At 64.9% G+C, this 15,707-nt stretch carries 11 protein-coding genes and 1 tRNA gene; 5 read left to right on the top strand and 7 right to left on the bottom strand.

Translation table 11 applies throughout. From position 1 onward, the window contains the following. Positions 1–18 precede the first annotated feature (18 nt). Positions 19–103 (top strand) — tRNA-Tyr (locus AC6CHX_RS11885). A gap of 237 nt (positions 104–340) precedes the next feature. Here AC6CHX_RS11885 and AC6CHX_RS11890 read toward each other — a convergent pair. Next, entirely contained in the window at positions 341–2,164 is a 1,824-nt protein-coding gene (locus AC6CHX_RS11890) for a hypothetical protein (RefSeq protein WP_498272980.1), read from the bottom strand. Continuing rightward, complete coding sequence (locus AC6CHX_RS11895) at positions 2,157–3,062, bottom strand: site-specific integrase (protein ID WP_498272981.1); 906 nt, start codon at positions 3,060–3,062, stop codon at positions 2,157–2,159. The genes AC6CHX_RS11890 and AC6CHX_RS11895 overlap by 8 nt, the downstream gene beginning before the upstream one ends. A 324-nt stretch (positions 3,063–3,386) precedes the next feature. Between AC6CHX_RS11895 and AC6CHX_RS11900 the strand changes: the two genes are divergently transcribed. Continuing rightward, positions 3,387–3,614 carry a hypothetical protein gene (locus AC6CHX_RS11900; protein WP_498272982.1) on the top strand — a complete coding sequence of 76 codons (228 nt, stop codon included), beginning with the start codon at positions 3,387–3,389 and terminating at the stop codon, positions 3,612–3,614. Between the two features lie 13 nt (positions 3,615–3,627). Here the strand turns inward: AC6CHX_RS11900 and AC6CHX_RS11905 are convergent, their stop codons facing one another. Beyond that, complete coding sequence (locus tag AC6CHX_RS11905) at positions 3,628–4,473, bottom strand: hypothetical protein (protein WP_498272983.1); 846 nt, start codon at positions 4,471–4,473, stop codon at positions 3,628–3,630. Positions 4,474–4,563: 90 nt separating this feature from the next. Here AC6CHX_RS11905 and AC6CHX_RS11910 point away from each other — a divergent pair, with 90 nt between their 5' ends. Next, positions 4,564–4,791 carry a helix-turn-helix transcriptional regulator gene (locus AC6CHX_RS11910; protein WP_498272984.1) on the top strand — a complete coding sequence of 76 codons (228 nt, stop codon included), beginning with the start codon at positions 4,564–4,566 and terminating at the stop codon, positions 4,789–4,791. Here AC6CHX_RS11910 and AC6CHX_RS11915 read toward each other — a convergent pair. Continuing rightward, on the bottom strand, positions 4,788–5,771 hold the full coding sequence (locus AC6CHX_RS11915) for a hypothetical protein (RefSeq protein ID WP_498272985.1): 984 nt from the start codon (positions 5,769–5,771) through the stop codon (positions 4,788–4,790). The two genes, AC6CHX_RS11910 and AC6CHX_RS11915, sit on opposite strands and share 4 nt — an antisense overlap. Before the next feature lie 180 nt (positions 5,772–5,951). After that, positions 5,952–8,741 (bottom strand): hypothetical protein, encoded by a 2,790-nt coding sequence (locus AC6CHX_RS11920; protein WP_498272986.1) that lies wholly within the window; start codon positions 8,739–8,741, stop codon positions 5,952–5,954. A 155-nt stretch (positions 8,742–8,896) separates the two neighbouring features. Between AC6CHX_RS11920 and AC6CHX_RS11925 the strand changes: the two genes are divergently transcribed. Continuing rightward, positions 8,897–9,427: an AAA domain-containing protein gene (locus AC6CHX_RS11925; protein ID WP_498272987.1), complete on the top strand. Its 531-nt coding sequence runs from the start codon at positions 8,897–8,899 to the stop codon at positions 9,425–9,427. Positions 9,428–9,703: 276 nt separating this feature from the next. Here the strand turns inward: AC6CHX_RS11925 and AC6CHX_RS11930 are convergent, their stop codons facing one another. Both AC6CHX_RS11930 and AC6CHX_RS11935 read right to left on the bottom strand, forming a co-directional pair. Then, positions 9,704–10,576, bottom strand: coding sequence for a P-loop NTPase family protein (locus AC6CHX_RS11930; RefSeq protein WP_498272988.1), 873 nt, complete (start codon positions 10,574–10,576; stop codon positions 9,704–9,706). A gap of 889 nt (positions 10,577–11,465) precedes the next feature. After that, complete coding sequence (locus tag AC6CHX_RS11935) at positions 11,466–14,468, bottom strand: SpaA isopeptide-forming pilin-related protein (protein ID WP_498272989.1); 3,003 nt, start codon at positions 14,466–14,468, stop codon at positions 11,466–11,468. Between AC6CHX_RS11935 and AC6CHX_RS11940 the strand changes: the two genes are divergently transcribed. Continuing rightward, positions 14,461–14,880, top strand: coding sequence for a hypothetical protein (locus AC6CHX_RS11940; protein ID WP_498272990.1), 420 nt, complete (start codon positions 14,461–14,463; stop codon positions 14,878–14,880). The two genes, AC6CHX_RS11935 and AC6CHX_RS11940, sit on opposite strands and share 8 nt — an antisense overlap. Positions 14,881–15,707 lie beyond the last annotated feature (827 nt).

Below are 15,707 nucleotides of genomic sequence, written 5' to 3' on the forward strand. Positions count from 1 at the left end.
GTCGGACGGGTGCGCTCTGGCGAGTTACCCAAGCGGCCAAAGGGATCTGACTGTAAATCAGACTGCTCTGCATTCGGGGGTTCGAATCCCTCACTCGCCACCAAGAGTTGTTCGTGGATCTCAAGAAAGATTTCCAGGAAACTCGAAAAGCAGAGAGAAACGCCCCCGAACCGGGGGCGTTTTTCGTTCTCGCGCCGCTCTCAACCACTCTGGGAGAGCTCAACACATCCTTGTTGCGCGCATCCAGGCCGATCACCCGCCATCCGGGCATACTCGCGCCGTCTGTATTGCTGAGGGGATGCCACTGAGCCATGTGCTCCAGCAGGAACGGGGCGCGCGTCTACGTGCGCGCGGGTCCGCGTCTGCTTCGGCGGGCCTGGCGTGCTTCGCGGAGCATGAGACGCGTGCGCGCGGATGTGCGCCGGCTGCGGCGGCTGCGCGCGGTGGGTGGGGTGATTCCGTCTTCGATTTCCCCTGCGCGTTCGTCTCGTTCGAGGAGGAAGTCGCGGATGCGCTGCAAGTTGGCGGCGGCGATGGTCATGACCTGCAAGAACGCCTGGGCGGCGCGGCCGCGCATGCGTCGCCTACCTGGCTGCGCGAGGGCGAAGGTTGCGGAGTCTTTGACATAGTCGTTTGCGGATTCGACTTGGGAGCGGGCGTAGCCGAACATCGATTCCCACTCGTCGGTGCCGTACTGGTAGTGCTGACCGAACTTGCCGTCGTCGGTGATATCGAAGCTTGTGCTGGTCTTGTTGGTGCAGAGCTTGCCAGGTGCCTTCGGGGTGTTGAGGATGGGGAGCAGGGTGCGGCCGGGCTGTGCGGCTTTCGGGTTGAGCTTCAGGTCGCAGGATGCGGTCGGGGAGCCGCCGGCCGCGGGGCACTTCTTCGCTGTCTTGCCGCGGCTGTCCATCTTCTCTTTGTCGGTGACGAGGAACGGCGTGCGCTGGTTGATGAGGTTCTTCCAGCGAGCGTTCCGTGTGGCCTCACGCGCCTTCCGTTCCTCGTTCGTGAGGGTGGGGTCTTCTTCGTCCTTCCGGGTTCCCTTGCGGAATTCGAGGGTGGCGTTGATGAGGTCGGGATGCTCTGCCATGGACGGGCAGTACCAATTTCCGTCAACCATGATGGCACCGTGGGCGTGATGTTGGATGCCGAGTGCCCATTCCTTCGTCGGGTACTGCATGACCAGCTTGATTCCGAGGGCACGGAGCGGGTTCTGGAGCTCATGGGGCTTCCCGCCGGGCAGGTAGGCCTGGTCGCTGACGAAGTGGTCGATGGTGTGCCCGCGTTCGATGAGGGAATTCACCAGGCGCATCGCGGAGGGTGCGGGCTCTTCCCCGGGACGGTGCTGGTCGTACGCGACGATGAGGGACGGCACGACGTCGGGCTGGGAGGGGTCGTTGGAGGTGACGACGGCGAACTCGGCTTCGAGAGCGTACTCGCGGACCCGCGCCTCGGTGAACACGTCGGTGGGCTTTCCTGCGGCGGTTCGGAGGTAGAAGCCGTGGTCGGGCTCGATGGAGATCTTCTCGTGCGGTTTTTTCCGAGCCAGCCTTTCTTTGCCGATGCCGCGGGCGAACGCTTTCAAGCGGGTGGCGTCGACGGCGAGGGATATCTGCGCGGGTCGGTACTGGGCGGGAAGCATCTGGTAGGTGGCTTCGAGCATCTGGTTCGCGAAGATGTGCGCGCGGCGCGCTTTGGTCTTCATCTCTTCGTCTCGGAGCCTGCGGTCCTCTAACGCGTCACGGTACTCCTGCACGGTCAGCCGACGCTGGCGGGTGGGGAGCGGGTAGGCGTCGAACAGGTTGATGATGCGGCGTGTGCTGTTGCGTGCGCGCTCGAAGAGCGCATCAGCCGGAGCGAGAGGGTCGTGTTCGATGCCGAGGATGGCGGCGGTTTTCGGCCTGAGACGGCTTCGGAGGATGTCTTCGACACGGCGGATGTGCATGGGCTGGTGTTCGCAGGCAAGGACCAGCCACAGGATGAGGGTTGCGCGGACCGTCAGATAGGGGCGTCGTCCTCCTTTGTATATGCGGTCTTGTTGTTCCCAGAGCAGGACGAGGTCGACGAGTCCGGACTCGTCGATGACCATGGCCGCTTGGCGGATTGTCTGCTTGGGGATTGGGCCGCGGGCCGTCGGGTCGTGGCGGAGGAGCACGTCACGCATGAGCGCCCCCGTTTCGAAGCATCGTTCGCTGTTCGTGCTCGGTCGGCATGTCGATGTAGGGGGCGAGTCGTCGCAGGAACGCTGCGTCGAGCAGGCCTGCGGCATTCATGACTACGGAGGCAGGGGTGCCGCCGTTCATTTGCGTGACGAGCCAGGTGTTGCGCATGCGCCGGGGGACGGGACGCAGGCCCCCGCCGAGCTCACGGCGGAGGCCATTGAGTGTCTGGCCTCCGCGGTCTGTGCGTCCGGGCGCGATGAGCCAATCTGCGTCGCTCGCGTGGGTTCGGAGGTCTGCGAGCTGTGACGCCCACGCGCGCAGCACAGGGACGGTGCGCGCCCGAGGCCCACGGACCTCGACGTCGAGGTCGCCGCCATCGCGCATGATGAGGTCGTCTGTTCGCGCGGCCATCATCTCGCTCGCGGTGAGGCCGCAGCCAAGGGCGAGGGCGGCGATGGCGGTGCTGTCGAGGCGTTTACGGGTGCTGGGCTGGTAGGCAGCCCACGAGCGGATCTCGGTGATGTCCTCATCGCTGTACGGGATATCAGAAGGGGACAGCGGCGCCACTGTCCGACGGGGTGCCGGGTCCTCACTGAACAGTGCGCGGAGGATCGCGGCTTCACGGGCGGCGCCTTGCGGACGGATCTGGGAGGAGCGGTGCTGCGTGTACAGATCGATGAAACGTGGAGTGAGCGCGTCGTCTGCGTGGGCGACAAGACCGCACTCTCGCGCCCAATGGACGTAGCCGGTGAGTGTCGCCAGCGCTTGTCGCGACGATGCTTCCGAGTGGGTATCGAGATAGGGACGCACGGATGCGACGACCGAGTCCCGCATCTGCGCCCAGTCGTCCGCGGGAAGGAACGGGTCGTACGTGTCGAGAAGGTCAGAAGTCACAGTCATGCGGGATATATGCGCGCAAGCACCGCTCTGACGACCGTCGATGCGCCATAGAAGCACACAGACGAAGTGGTGTGCGTGCGTCGCGCACGCACCGCTTAGAATCGAGTGGTGAGTCGCGCACCGAGAGACTTCTTGTTCGATCCGTCGACGTTCGGGCGGCCGGGGGCGAGTGACTGGGTGCCGACCTCCACACCTCGAGATGAGGCTGCGTGCGCAGCGGCCCGGCTGCAGCATCACGGGGCATTTCGCGTGCGGGCGTTCCTGCTTGCGGAAGACCGGAGTCACGGGTCTCTCGCAGGGGCCCTCGGGTGGCGGCGTGAACGGTTGTCGAGAGTCCTTGGTGGGCAGGTGTGGGTGACGCTCGCGGACCTCGAGCAGATCCTGCGCGAATGCCGGTCGAGCGTGGCGGGAGTGACCTGGGCGAATACGGCGGTGTCGGACCGGGCGACACCCGCCCGGCAGATCGTCGCGGCGTTCCTGCGCGAGCAGTTGCAGCTGCTGGACCCGCCCACGCTCTCGCACCCGACATTGGGTGGCGCGCGCCCACGGTAAGCGATGCATGCTCTTAGTAGTGCGGGAGGAACTTCTCGTATCGGACGAGGGCGTCCATGGATTTCACGCCGGCAGCGTGCAGGAGCTGGTGCATCGGAGTGCCGACCGTGAGCTGCTCCACGATCCAGGTCGCCCGCATCCGCTGAGCAGTGGGGTGCATACCGACCCCGCTGGAGCGGTCGACGAAGACTGTCACGATGTTCGCGTGCCAGCGCGTGCCAGGGCGAAACAGCGTCGCCGATGCGTCGTCGGCGTTCCGGACGACCTCGTCGAGTAGCGGTGCCCAGGCTGGGTCGACCGGTACCGTGCGTGGGCGCAGGCCACCCACCTGCACGCGTGTCCCGGACTCTTCGACATCGAGAGCTCGAACGCTGCACAGGTCACGGGTCGGCAGGCCCGCTCCGAGGCCAAGGGCGACGAGTGCGCGCGCGGACGCGCGCCTGGCCGCGGTGTTCTGGTACTCGGCCCACGCACACAGCTCGCCGAGCTCGTCAGGCGTGTAGGGCTGGCTGGGTGGCGCGGCTGCGAGGGGAGTGAGGGGAGGTAGTGTCTCCACGGTCCCGAGGTGCTCGCCGATCCTCAGGAGCAGGGCGCGCTGGCGGCCCCGTGTGGAAGGAGACGAGGTCGGCATCAGGTCGACCGCGTACGCGATGACGTCGCGGCGCAGGAGCGCATCTCGCTTTAGGGAGAGGCCCGCGACGTTGACGCACCAGTCAACGTGGTGGGCGACGGCGTTGGTGACGGCAGCTGGCGAGTAGGGGACGTGCGGAAGGGCGTCGTCGACGATGTTCATCACGAACGATTCCACGCGCTGCCAGTCCTCGTCCGGCAGGTCCGGGCTGTAGTGGTCGACGTTCACGAGCCTCCCGTCGCACAGGGTCAAAGATCTTGTGCCGAAAGTACAGGATGCTGTGCTGTAGTTCTAGGGCGGGTGGCGTGTTCTTGAAAGGTGGCTGTTGCTGAACCTGATCTGACGCGTCTGCGTGCTGTTCTCAATGAGCGGCGCCATGCAGCGGGGTTCACTTTCGAGCAACTCGCCGAGACCTCAGGGGTCAGCCGGCAGACGCTGCTGAATATCTCATCCGGCAAGTACAACGGCGACTTGCGCACCTGGCTCAAACTCAGTCGAGCGTTCGGCACGACCGTCGACGAGCTCGTCGGCGAAGTCTGGGCTTAGCCTGCAGCACCCCACACCAGGTCGCTGGCGTCGATGGATACCTGCGACGCCTGCGGCGCGCCGGTCTCATCAACGGGAATGGTGACGGTCACTGACGCTGCGCCCGCCACGGAGGTCCACTCCCGGTCGAGAGAGCCGTTGTACTGCTCCGCCGCGAACGCTGCCGTGTAGTGGTGCGTTACAACCCCGTCGGCGAACAACGGAGGAGACGCCTCGGTGAGCGAGGCGAGGTGGAAGCCGCGTCCAGCTCGTCCGAAGCTCGTGGCGCTGTCCATGGGAAGGGTCCCGTTGGCGATGGACTCTTCGGCGGCGATGGTCGCCTCTGCCTCGGCAGAATCCTTCGTCTCGGTCAGCAGGGCCCGTACTGAGGCTTCGTCGTGCTCCGGGGTGACAGATGCACTGGATCCGGGTGTGACGATCACGGTGTCATCCGCGAGCGTGTAGGGGAAAGGAAGCGGCTCCTCCGCTGTCACCGCGTAGACGCCGGGGAGGAGGTGCAGTGCCTCCGCGCTCTTGTCGGTGCCCGTGAGTGTCGCCTGTCCGCCGTTGGTGCGGGGTAGATGCAGCTCGCCCACAAGGACCGGGAACTGCGCGAACGTGTCTCCGCCGTGCTCACGCACGACCACGAGCTCACCGTCGACGGGAGTCTCTCCGACGGTGAAGCGGAACGTCACGCGCGCCTGGTCGAAGCCCTCCTCCGTTTCCCAGTCGCTGACGTCTTCGACGTCAATGTTCGCAATGGGTTCCTCGATCGCGTCGACGTGCTCGAGCGCCGCGTCGAAGGCCTCGTCCCCGCGAATCACCGCAGCCAGCGCTGGCGCATCCCGCTCCGCAAGTGCGTTGAACGCCCGCGTGGCGACCGCCGTCGGTGTCTCGCGGGTCGTCCTCGATACGAGCGCCAGGGTGACGACGGCGATGACGACGAGGGCTGCGCACGCCCCTAGGGTGATGAGACGTGTCCGCGATGCGGCGAGTGACATGGGGATCCCTTTCGATCACAAGTGGATGCCCGAGTAGCGCGAGAAGAAGGCTCCCGGCCTAGCATCCTGTGCCACAGTACAAGATGCTGTACCAGCAACGGACGATAGAGCCCACCCCGGGGCTGGGGTGGATGATCCCCGGGGCGGGCAGAGTGAATGCTGGCGAGTCCTCTGTGATGGTTACGCCCGGGCGCGGCGGCGGGCTCCCACGATGATGAGGCTCAGTCCGGCGAGCAGCGCGGCCAGCGCGCCACCGACGAGGAGAGGGGCGGGAGTGCCGCCCGTGGCGATGAGCTTCTGGCCCTTGAGGCTGAGCGTCTCATCCGGGTCGCCGCAGACACCGCGGTTCACCTCTCGGTCGAGCTCGTCGTAGGTGACGGCGACGAAATAGAGCGTCGAGGCTACGTCGGGGTTGAACACGTGAGGTTCGCTCTTCACTTCGAGCGGGTGCTCCTCGTCGTAGAGGCCGCCGGCGAGGGGTACGTCGGCGCTGGTCCAGGCGAGGTTTTCCTTCGTGCACGCGGTGGTGCCTGTGGGGACGAGGTAGGCCTCGAAGTTCATCCGGCCGTTCTCGGGGACGTAACCGGTGAGAGCTGCCGTGTCCCAGACGTTGACACCGTGCTCGATACCGGTAGTTGCTCCGGTCTCGCTCATCGCGACGGTCTTCACGTCCAGGGCGAACGACGTCTCCTGGGCGATGCCGCACGCGCCGGCGTGAATCAGTTCCCGCTCTCCGACGGGGTTGCCGTCCTCATCCGTCCCCGGGGTGGACCACAGCTTCTCCGACCACAGGTACTTTGCGTTTTCCTCGAGTTCATGGGTGAACGACGGGTAGTCGCCGTTCTCCGTCACGGTGGTACCGGCCTGGTCCGTGTCGCTGGCCACGAGGTTCTCTGGTACGCAGACCCAGGACAGGTCTCCGGGCTCGAACGTGGCTGCGGCGCCGGCGTCGTCGAGAACCGGGTCGCCGTTGTCGTCCGTCGTCGGGTAGTCGATGACCCAAGCGCCGTCCTCGTTCTGCACCATGGGTACCTGGTACAGGTCGAACGTGAGCTGGGCGCCGTTGGCCGGCAGGTGTCCGTCGATGATGGCGGTGTCGTGGATGCCTTCGCCGATGCGGCCACCGGCAGACGCCTGAGTCGTCACCGTGGGCTGGAGGATGGTGGAGATCTCCGAAGGGACACCGTAGTTGTCCACGACGTCAACGATGTAGTCGGCAGTGCCTCCCTGGTCGGAGCGGAGGATGCTGAACACCCAGACGATGCTTCCTTCGCCGGACGCCGGCACCCGGATGGCGCCGTCGTCGAGCGTGGTCGGCGTCGAGATGTTGGCGTTGTCCGTGACCGTCTCGGTGTGCGTGCCAAGGTGCACCGCCTCGTCGGGGATCTCCGTGCCCGGAACCTCTGCGATGTCCGCTGCGGCACGAGGGTCGTAGTAGGCGTCCCAGCGGGCGACGACGGGGACGTTCTGTCCGTTCTGCTGCAGCCACACGCCGTCGGTGGTGACCGTTGCCGTGTCAGCGGCCGCACCTGACAGCAGGACGTCCTTGTCGACGACCTCGGTGTTCACCGTGAACTGCATCGGGGTGATGCTGGTTTCCACCGTCTGACCGAAGTGGTCGGTGAACGAGTAACCGTCGGTCAGGTACATGCGGGTGATGGCGGACTGGTTGTCGTAGTGGATGTCCCACACCCAGGTGTAGTAGCCCGCGGTGTCCACGGGGTCCTCGCTGGTGGCCTCATACGTCACCGTCGGGCCATCTGTGGTGGATGTTGAGGCAGCCGCGTGCCCGGCGACAAGTGCGTCGGACGGAACCGTTTCGGACTCGGTCGGCTGATCCGCGAACGGACCGTAGAGCGTGCCTTCGGCGTTCACGACGCGGTAGCTGCCGTCCGCGGTGCGTGGCCAGAAGTTGTTCAGCCCTTCGCTGTCAGGGACGGTGCGGAACGTCAGGGTATCGGTTGCGTGCTCGCCCGGCTGCACATACGCAGTCGCGGTCGTGGACAGGGCCGGGTTGAAAAGGACGGACCGGTCGGTGGGGTCGGTGCCTGCGACGGTGAACTGGGTGGAGGAACGGGGGCCGGGACCAGCGGTCACCTGCTGGCTTCCGGTGGTCCAGACGTGCACGGCGCCTTCCCAGCCTGTACCTGCCGCCGTGAACGTACCGGTGCCGGAGATCTTGTAGGGGGCGCCGTCCTCAGTCGGCGGGACACCGGTCACCGGGTACGGGGTGTTGGCGTGCATGCCGGAGAGTGTCTTCGATCCGGTCGTGGTGAAGATGCCGTTCGTGAGTGTGACAGTGCCCGTGGAGCCGGCGGTACCGGCCATGGTGATGGTGCCGAGGTAGTTGTTGAAGTTGTCGACCTGGAACGTCAATGAACCCGAGCCGCCACCGACAGGACCAGCCGTCACCGTGGAGGCGGCGGTGATGAGCTCCTGCGCGCGGGCGGCGACAGCGGCGGCTTCGGAGCCCCCGATGGTGCCGTGCAAGACCCAGTTCACGTAGCCGGGAAGGTCCCACGATCCGTTCCAGCTATGCGACTTGAACATTGCTCCGGGGTTGGCGATGTACTTCACCGCGAAGCTGACGGCAGCCGCCTCTCGGTTGCTGCCCGTCTGTCCGAACTCGGTTACCAGGTAGTTGATGCGCGCGAGATCATTGCTCGTTAGTGTCCTACTCCCGAAGGGGCTGTCGGAGTGGACGCTGCTCTGGTGCCCGGCGCTGGTGGTGCCGCCGGAGGGGTTCGAGACGCCGGGTTCGATGCAGTACACAGTGCTGCCGTCGGGGGCGACGAATCCGCCCTGCCAGCCGACGCGGTCATCCCACGTCCCGTAACCATGCCCCGGCGTTGCGGCCTGGGCGGGCTGTCGGATGGTGACGAGGGCAGTCAGGGCCAGCGTGAGTACGAGAAAAACGACGACGACCGCCTTTGCCGACTGGCGCAGGCGTGGTGCAAGTGTGATTTCCAAGACGAATCCGTTCTGAGCGCCTGCCTACATGCAGCGATCTGTGCATGGCGAGGCGCGTTCACCAGTTACCCTGCGGCACATGAGAACGCGCCAGGAGCCAGAGGTATCGAGGGCGGGAGCTGGCAGCCCGGGTTTCCTCCCGTAGTTCCTGCGAGGTGCGGGCGCCGCGACACGGAACCGGTCAAGCGATCCGTTGGCCCCGTGTCACATTCATCGAGACGGCACGCATCCCATATAGGCAGCTCAAGCGTGTCGGGCTGTCCTGGTCGTGTGATCCGACGGCTGTCATCGCTGTTGAGCTCGCCGCACGGCATCCGGCCGTCGGCTTCATCACGCCGCACGCTCCTCAGGCGCGGCCTGAACGGCTCGCCCGGCAATACGGCATCGACCTCCCCGCGGGAACCGCGCACACGTTTCAGGGACAGGAGTATCCGACGGTGATCTTCGATCTCATGCAAGACAAACCACCCTGGGTCGCAGCCGCTGACCTGAAAGGGGGGAAGGGCGCCACCAGCGCCGCAAAGCTCCTGAACGTTTCGCTGACCCGAACGAACGAGCAGGTTCTCCTCCTCGGGGACCGGCACTTCGTGCGCGGGCGTGACATGCCCGGCATGCAAGTAATAGCCGCCCTGGAACATCACTCCGACTTCGGTCGTGAGCGCTGGCGACCCCAGCCTTCTTGCTGACCCGGAGCCCACCAGCGCCACTACCGCTGGGACTGTGCCCCGGCGAGGCGGAAGTGTTAGTGGCCGTTCCTCGGGTCACTGCGATCGGATGGCAATCTTCTGCATCGTCACAGCGATGAACGGCCGACGGGAGGCGGACCCGATGACGCCACAGTCGCCGCGTCGCGGCCACGTCCCGCGGATCGAGGCTCTTCGGCACCGCCGGTAGGAAAACGCATCTCGAGCTTTCAAGACGCATCTCGAGGATTCAGATAACTTGGCCTTGACGCGCGACGATCAGGGTGTGTCAGTCCGAAGCGCTGACGTATCCGACGAGGTGACAAAGGAGCGGATCATCTCAGTGCGGTCTTTGCTTGTGACCTCGTTCGTTTTCACGTGCAAGGTGGGGATCTCCAGGTGGGGAAGAAGTCCGACCTCGACGGTTCGGCGGTACCTCATGAAGTCCACGTACCCCTCGAAGCCCGTGAGTCCAGAACGCTGACCGTAGCCCTGACCGGTGTGGTACTCGATGACGGAATTGAGCCACTCCGCAGGTCTTTCTGCTGCCGCGCGCTTGAGGGTGTCCTCGGGGTCGCCTGGGTCCAGATACACCAACATCGGATTCTTCATTGCGATGGCTGCGAGTAGGCCGGACACGTGGCTCTCCAGTTCGACCGGTGGGCGGTCGAAGCGTGCAAGGAAAATGCAGCCGGGGTTTTGTAGGAGGACACACTCCCAAATGTGAGTGGTTTCATCGTCTGCGCGCCGGCCAAACCGTCCCCAGCTGGACCTGAGCGCGCGTGAGTGTCGCTCAGGCGAGACCTGTCCGTCGTAACTGTCGTAGGCGGCGAGAGACCGCCGGAGCGCGTCCGAGAACTGCTTGTCGGAGGAATAACGGACAGTGTGATGTCCGGGACCAGCGTGGACGAGGGCGTTTTCCAGTGCGTGTGCCTCAGAGGGGTGAGCGGCGAGCACTCGGCCGAGTGCGGCGTCGTTGAGGAGCGCGACCTGTTCGAAGTCTACGGGGTGGTCCGTGCGGCCCTCAGGCCAATGTGTGGTGGCGACGCCTGCTGCGGTCAGCTGGTGGGCGAGTGCTCGCGAATCGGTGCTTTTTCCCGAACCCGGTAGCCCTTCGAACATCACAACCCGTGACAGTGTCTCCGTGTCCATGATATGAACGGTCCGATCCTCTCGATTGCGGGCGGTACGCGATCGTTCTGCGACTGCGTGATGCAACGGATGCTACGCATGCGGCTACTGATGGCCCGAGCTAGCTCTTGCGGTTCCATCCGCGTAGACCCTGCCGGAGGGCGCTGCCCGTCGTGGGGCATGGTTAGGAGGTGGAGTGTCCGCTGGGGCTGGGGCTGTATCCCGATGAGGTGATGAGCGCACTGATTGCGGAGTGGCGCGTCCGATGGAGAGTGCGTGCCGAGCTCTGGTCACTCACGCGAAGCGCCGCGAACTGTTCACCTGTGGGCCAAACAGTCCCCAGCGTTCCGATGAGTTCTTCTTTCGAGGACTCTGCGAGTCGCCGGACAAGATGAATCCGACCGAGCGCCCCGAGGACCACAGTGAGGGGCTCGGCGAGCGGCGTATGACCGGCGGCGACGGGCAGGCGGAGGTGCGGCTGCCTGATCCGGGGCGCCTCGGTTGACAGCCGCCATCCAGCTGATTCGATGACGGCTCGCAATGCCGCGAGACGGGTGGCGGGTGCGGTCAGTACCGGTAGGTTCCCCAGGCTCAGGGCTCGCCATGCTCGGTCGCCGGGCTCGACATAGCCAACTCGGTGGTCCGGGTGGCCAAGCCCGGCTAAGCGGTGCGCTTGAGGTACCTCTGGGGGAAAAACGTATGCGCGCCCACACCCGGTGAGCACTACGTCCCTGGCCGAGGTGATGTTTTTTGGTGTTCCGGGCGCGGACAGCGCCCCAGTCCCGGTGTGGGGGATCATGTTCCTCCTCGTTCGCCGCTTTCGAGGGCTCTCTGAGCGTAGGCCCGCGCGTTCTCGGATGTGGTGCGTCCACCAGAATGCGGTACTGAGCTGCGGAACTGCAGTGCATGGTCAGGACTTGGCATACGGTTCATCCCCGGGCCGCACGCGTTGGCCGCCCCTGCTGAGATCGACGGTGTCGTCGCGCTCGGACGCGTCGGCTTCTATGACAGACGCCTCAACCGGACTGCCGGTGTTGCGACGCAACACCCGCAGCCCGCATCCAGCGAGCAGGAGCAGGCCAGCGACTGCAATGAACGCCGCCACACCGCCCCAGCCCGTCGCGGCGAGGGCTGTGGCGGAAGAACCCGCACCAGTATCGGACGTTGTTCCGCCGCCGGGGGCACCTGAAATCGGGACATTCACGACCGGTTCAGTCAGCGCAGTCTTTCCGTCGACCTGCACATAGTACGCGTCCGTATTCAGCACGTATCCGTCGGGCGCTGAGGTCTCCGTCAGTCGATACCACCCCGGTGCGAGGTGTGTGACGGTGAGTTTGCCCGCACGCGGGTCTTGGTCTTGACCGGCGCATTCACGTGGCTTCTCCGCCACACAATCGGCCACCTCGAGCGCCACCGCGTCCGCCTCCGGGTCTACTCCAGCGTCGCTGGTCGGGACCAGCGACCAGGCGGAGCCGGTGAGGAAGTCCTTGGAGGATGCAGTGCCAACCTTGGCCCAAGACAGCGACGGCGTCACCGCGACGGTGAACAGGGCGGAAGCTCGCATCCTCAGCGCGGTGCTCGAGGCGCGGGCCACGGCTGTGTTGACGTACGCGTCGCCCTCTTGGGCGCCGGCAACCACGACGGGCACCGTGACCTCGATGACCTCGCGGAACTTGAGATTCTTGCTGATCACACGGAAGGCTGTGGCCTGTGTAGTGAAGGCCGTGGACCAGATCTTCGACGGCTCCCCAATGCGGCCATTGGAGCGGTGCGCCGGATCCTCGTTGAGGGTATCGGCGGTCGCGGTGGTGTACAGGACGGTTGCACCCGGCGGAGCCTGCACAGGCGCACGAAGAGTTATGTCTCCACTGAATGTTGTGCCTCTGCTGTCGCCGTGGTGCGGAAGGATGTCGACAATGTCGGTGAACGCAGAAACGTTCGGGTCGTAGGAGGTGAGCCGTAGGGTCCAATCGTTCTCGGCTGTCCCGGCGTCCAGGTTGACTGTGGCCCGCTCGACAGTCTTCGTGAGGGTCGTGTAGCCGGAATCGGGGATGACGAAGGTCGCAGAGGCCGTGCGGCTGTTTCCCTGACTGCTCGCGGAGGCCGTGTTCTTGTATACGGAACCTGGCGCGGCGTCATCGGGGACGGCGGCCTTAAAATTAATGATCTGCGGGGCTTCGTTCGGTTGCACGTCGCGGTACGTCCAGGTGAGCTTCTGACCGCTGGCAGGTGCGCCGGTGATGATCGGTTCCGTCTCGGCGCTCCCGACCACGTACTCCATGCCAACAGGCAGAACGTCGCTGACGACGAGACTCGCTGTCGGAGGCTGCGCCAGGACGGTCTCAAGGCCAGCGTCTATGCGATAATCCGCAACCGTGCCCGGTCCGTACTCCCGCTGCAGGACACGCTTTGAGATGGCGGGTACGGAGCCGACGACGCGAAGGACGTCCCGGCCGACGCTTGCGTAGGAGTACCGCAACCCGGGCGTCGCGATACCAGGGTAGACCTGCGCGGTCGTCGGGCTCGCGGGTGTGGTGCGGTGCTGGGCGGCTTGCACTGCGGGAGTCAGCTCCCAGCTGTTCGCGCCCTCGCTCAGCTTCGAGGTCCAGGTCCAGATGTCCTGACCGAGTGGGGCGGTCGGTTTGATTCGCTGTTCAGTGACGAGATGGACGAGCCCGTTGAGCACCGTCGTCATCGGGCCCATATCATTGGTCACCTGCAGTTTGACGGCCTTCACGGTCGACAGGTCATCGGGGGGAGTAGTCGACCAGCCGTCGGGGTTTCCTGCGTCGGCCTGACCGCGAACCGTGGTCGTCCCGCATTCGAAAAGGTTGGGGTCTACGGGTGCCCCGGTGCGAGCATTGACCATCTCTCCGGTGTAGTACCAGATATCACGGTCATAGCTGTCGTCGTAGTAGGGCTTTGTGCCATCGAGCCCGACGCGCGCGCCGGTGAACTCGACGAACTCCGTGTCGAACGTTTTGCAGACCCAGTTGTCAGTGGGGGAGTAGTTCTGCGGGGTTTTCACGGCGCTCGTCGACATGACGACTGCACCTGCGGGCGCGCGGTAGCTGTCGGTCCAGGAGATACCCCCATACCCTTCGGGTCGCTGGCTGGAGAGCACCCATCCACCACTCCACGCTCCCCTGGTGATGGGCGCTGCATTGGTATTGTTCGACGCGTCGTCGGTATAGGTCGAACCGTCCTGTGCGGTGTAGACGGGGGTGGATGCTTTCAGCGTCATCTGAGACGCGGCTTTCCACGGCACCTGCAGCAGGATGTCGCCCGCGGCAATCACGTTCATGGCGCTGGGCAAAGGCTGACCGTTCGATTCGAGCGCGGGACCATCGGAATAGTCCAGTCCGGACAGCGTCAACCGGAACAGAGCAGGGCCGACCTTCTCCAATGTGCAACCAGGGAAACGCGTTGACCGGTCCGGAGGGGAACCCTCGCTGGAGAAGGGGTACTCAGGCTGTCGACGATCCAAAGGAACGCAGTTCTGCCCGGCACGTAGCTGAACCGCGGAGTACGGCTCCTGAATGGTTAGGTCATAGCTGACCGACGTTGGGCCCGGAGAGGCTCTTCGCGCATGGCTCAGCGAAAACGGGAACGAGACCAACTGATACTTCGTCTCGGAGCTCGCCGCAGATGTGGGAGCTCCCTTGTCAAACTTTGCATCCATAGCGAAGTCCGCCACGACCGGGATCCTCGGGAGCTCGAGGCTACGGCCGGCAAATTCGGCACGGACCGCGACCTGGCTGCCGGGAGGGCCGTCGGCAACCACGCCGGTAAGGGTGAATTCCGCGGTGCCCTGGTTGCGTGTACCGAGATTGCAGATCAAGGAACGGCCGTCCGCCGACAACGAAGACTGAGGACGCACCTTGTTGCCTGCACCGTCCAGATCGGTGGACACGCACGTGCTTGGCAGCGATGTGAAGTGCGCATTGTCAGCACTCACTTCAAGGACAATGTTCGGGACCGGCTGGTTTGATGGCGCGGGCGACGAATCATTGATGTCGAAACGCCAGACAGCCCTAACTGTGTCGAGCCCCGAAACCATCGTGTCGGGCTGGTCTACCCATGTGCCCGTGAACTCGAACGAGGTGACATCCGCGTGGGACGGGGCTGTCGGTGTGGCCGCCGCAATGCTGAGCACTGCCAAGATGCTGGCGGCCGCCGGCCAGCGGCGACTCTTTGTCCACCGGCGATTCGAAACGTCTCCTGCACTCACGTGTATCGCCTCCGCAACTGCCAACCGTGCGTCGGCAAATCTCGACAGTCGTGCCATTCTTGAAGAAGGCATCAGGATGCCACCGTGGACCTAAGAGGAACGGCGAGAACTGCCTGTGGTGCGAGTGACCCGTCCCTCACTTGGGTGGTCAACCGGACGCCCGGTCGTACGCTGCATCGCCTAGTGAGTACCCGACAGGTAGCGGCTAGGGGCCCGGGCGGCGCTTGGGATCGAAACGCCGATGGTGGTGGATTGATGCTCTTCAATCTTGGCGCGTAGTCTCCGCGCGGCCCCGGGCGCAGAGGAGCGCTCCCCATGGCGCATCCTTCGAGCGTGCACCGAGGGGGAACCTCTGGGCGGGCGGCGAGACTAGAAACGCTCGACTCTTCGGTGAGCTCGTCCGCTGCGAGCGTTCGTCGAGGAGAACGCTGTCTACCTACCAAGGGCCAGGGAACTCGTTCCATGCGCGCATGATCATCAGCTCGGGGTCGCACCGTCGGTAGCGGAGGACGCGAACGGTGGGGGTCTATCGCCGCGTGAAGTGCCGCGTATCCCTGAACGCAAGAACCGCGGCGTTGCGTGGTTGCCAGCCGAGAATCTTGGAGCCCGGCCCCCGCGTAGAGGGCGCACCTTGTTCATGCGCGAGCATGCACTCAAGGGGCGAGCCGTCCCACTGCTGCGGGGCGGTCCACTACCTATATCGCTTGCCATAGCACTGGAGTCGACCCGGATGGCCAGATGCCTTCTCGACGCGCCGAGGACGATGGGCTAGTGCGTGTGGTCGGCAAGACACGGTGGCCGCGTGTCGTGTGCGACACCGACGGAATCCCCCGCCGCGTTCGTGAGCACGGATGCGAGCGATAGTTCCGACCGGACCGGACGAATACTTTTCAGTGAGCGAGATTTGAGGGTACAGCAGTG

It is taken from the genome of Microbacterium sp. GQ128 (genome assembly GCF_059758615.1).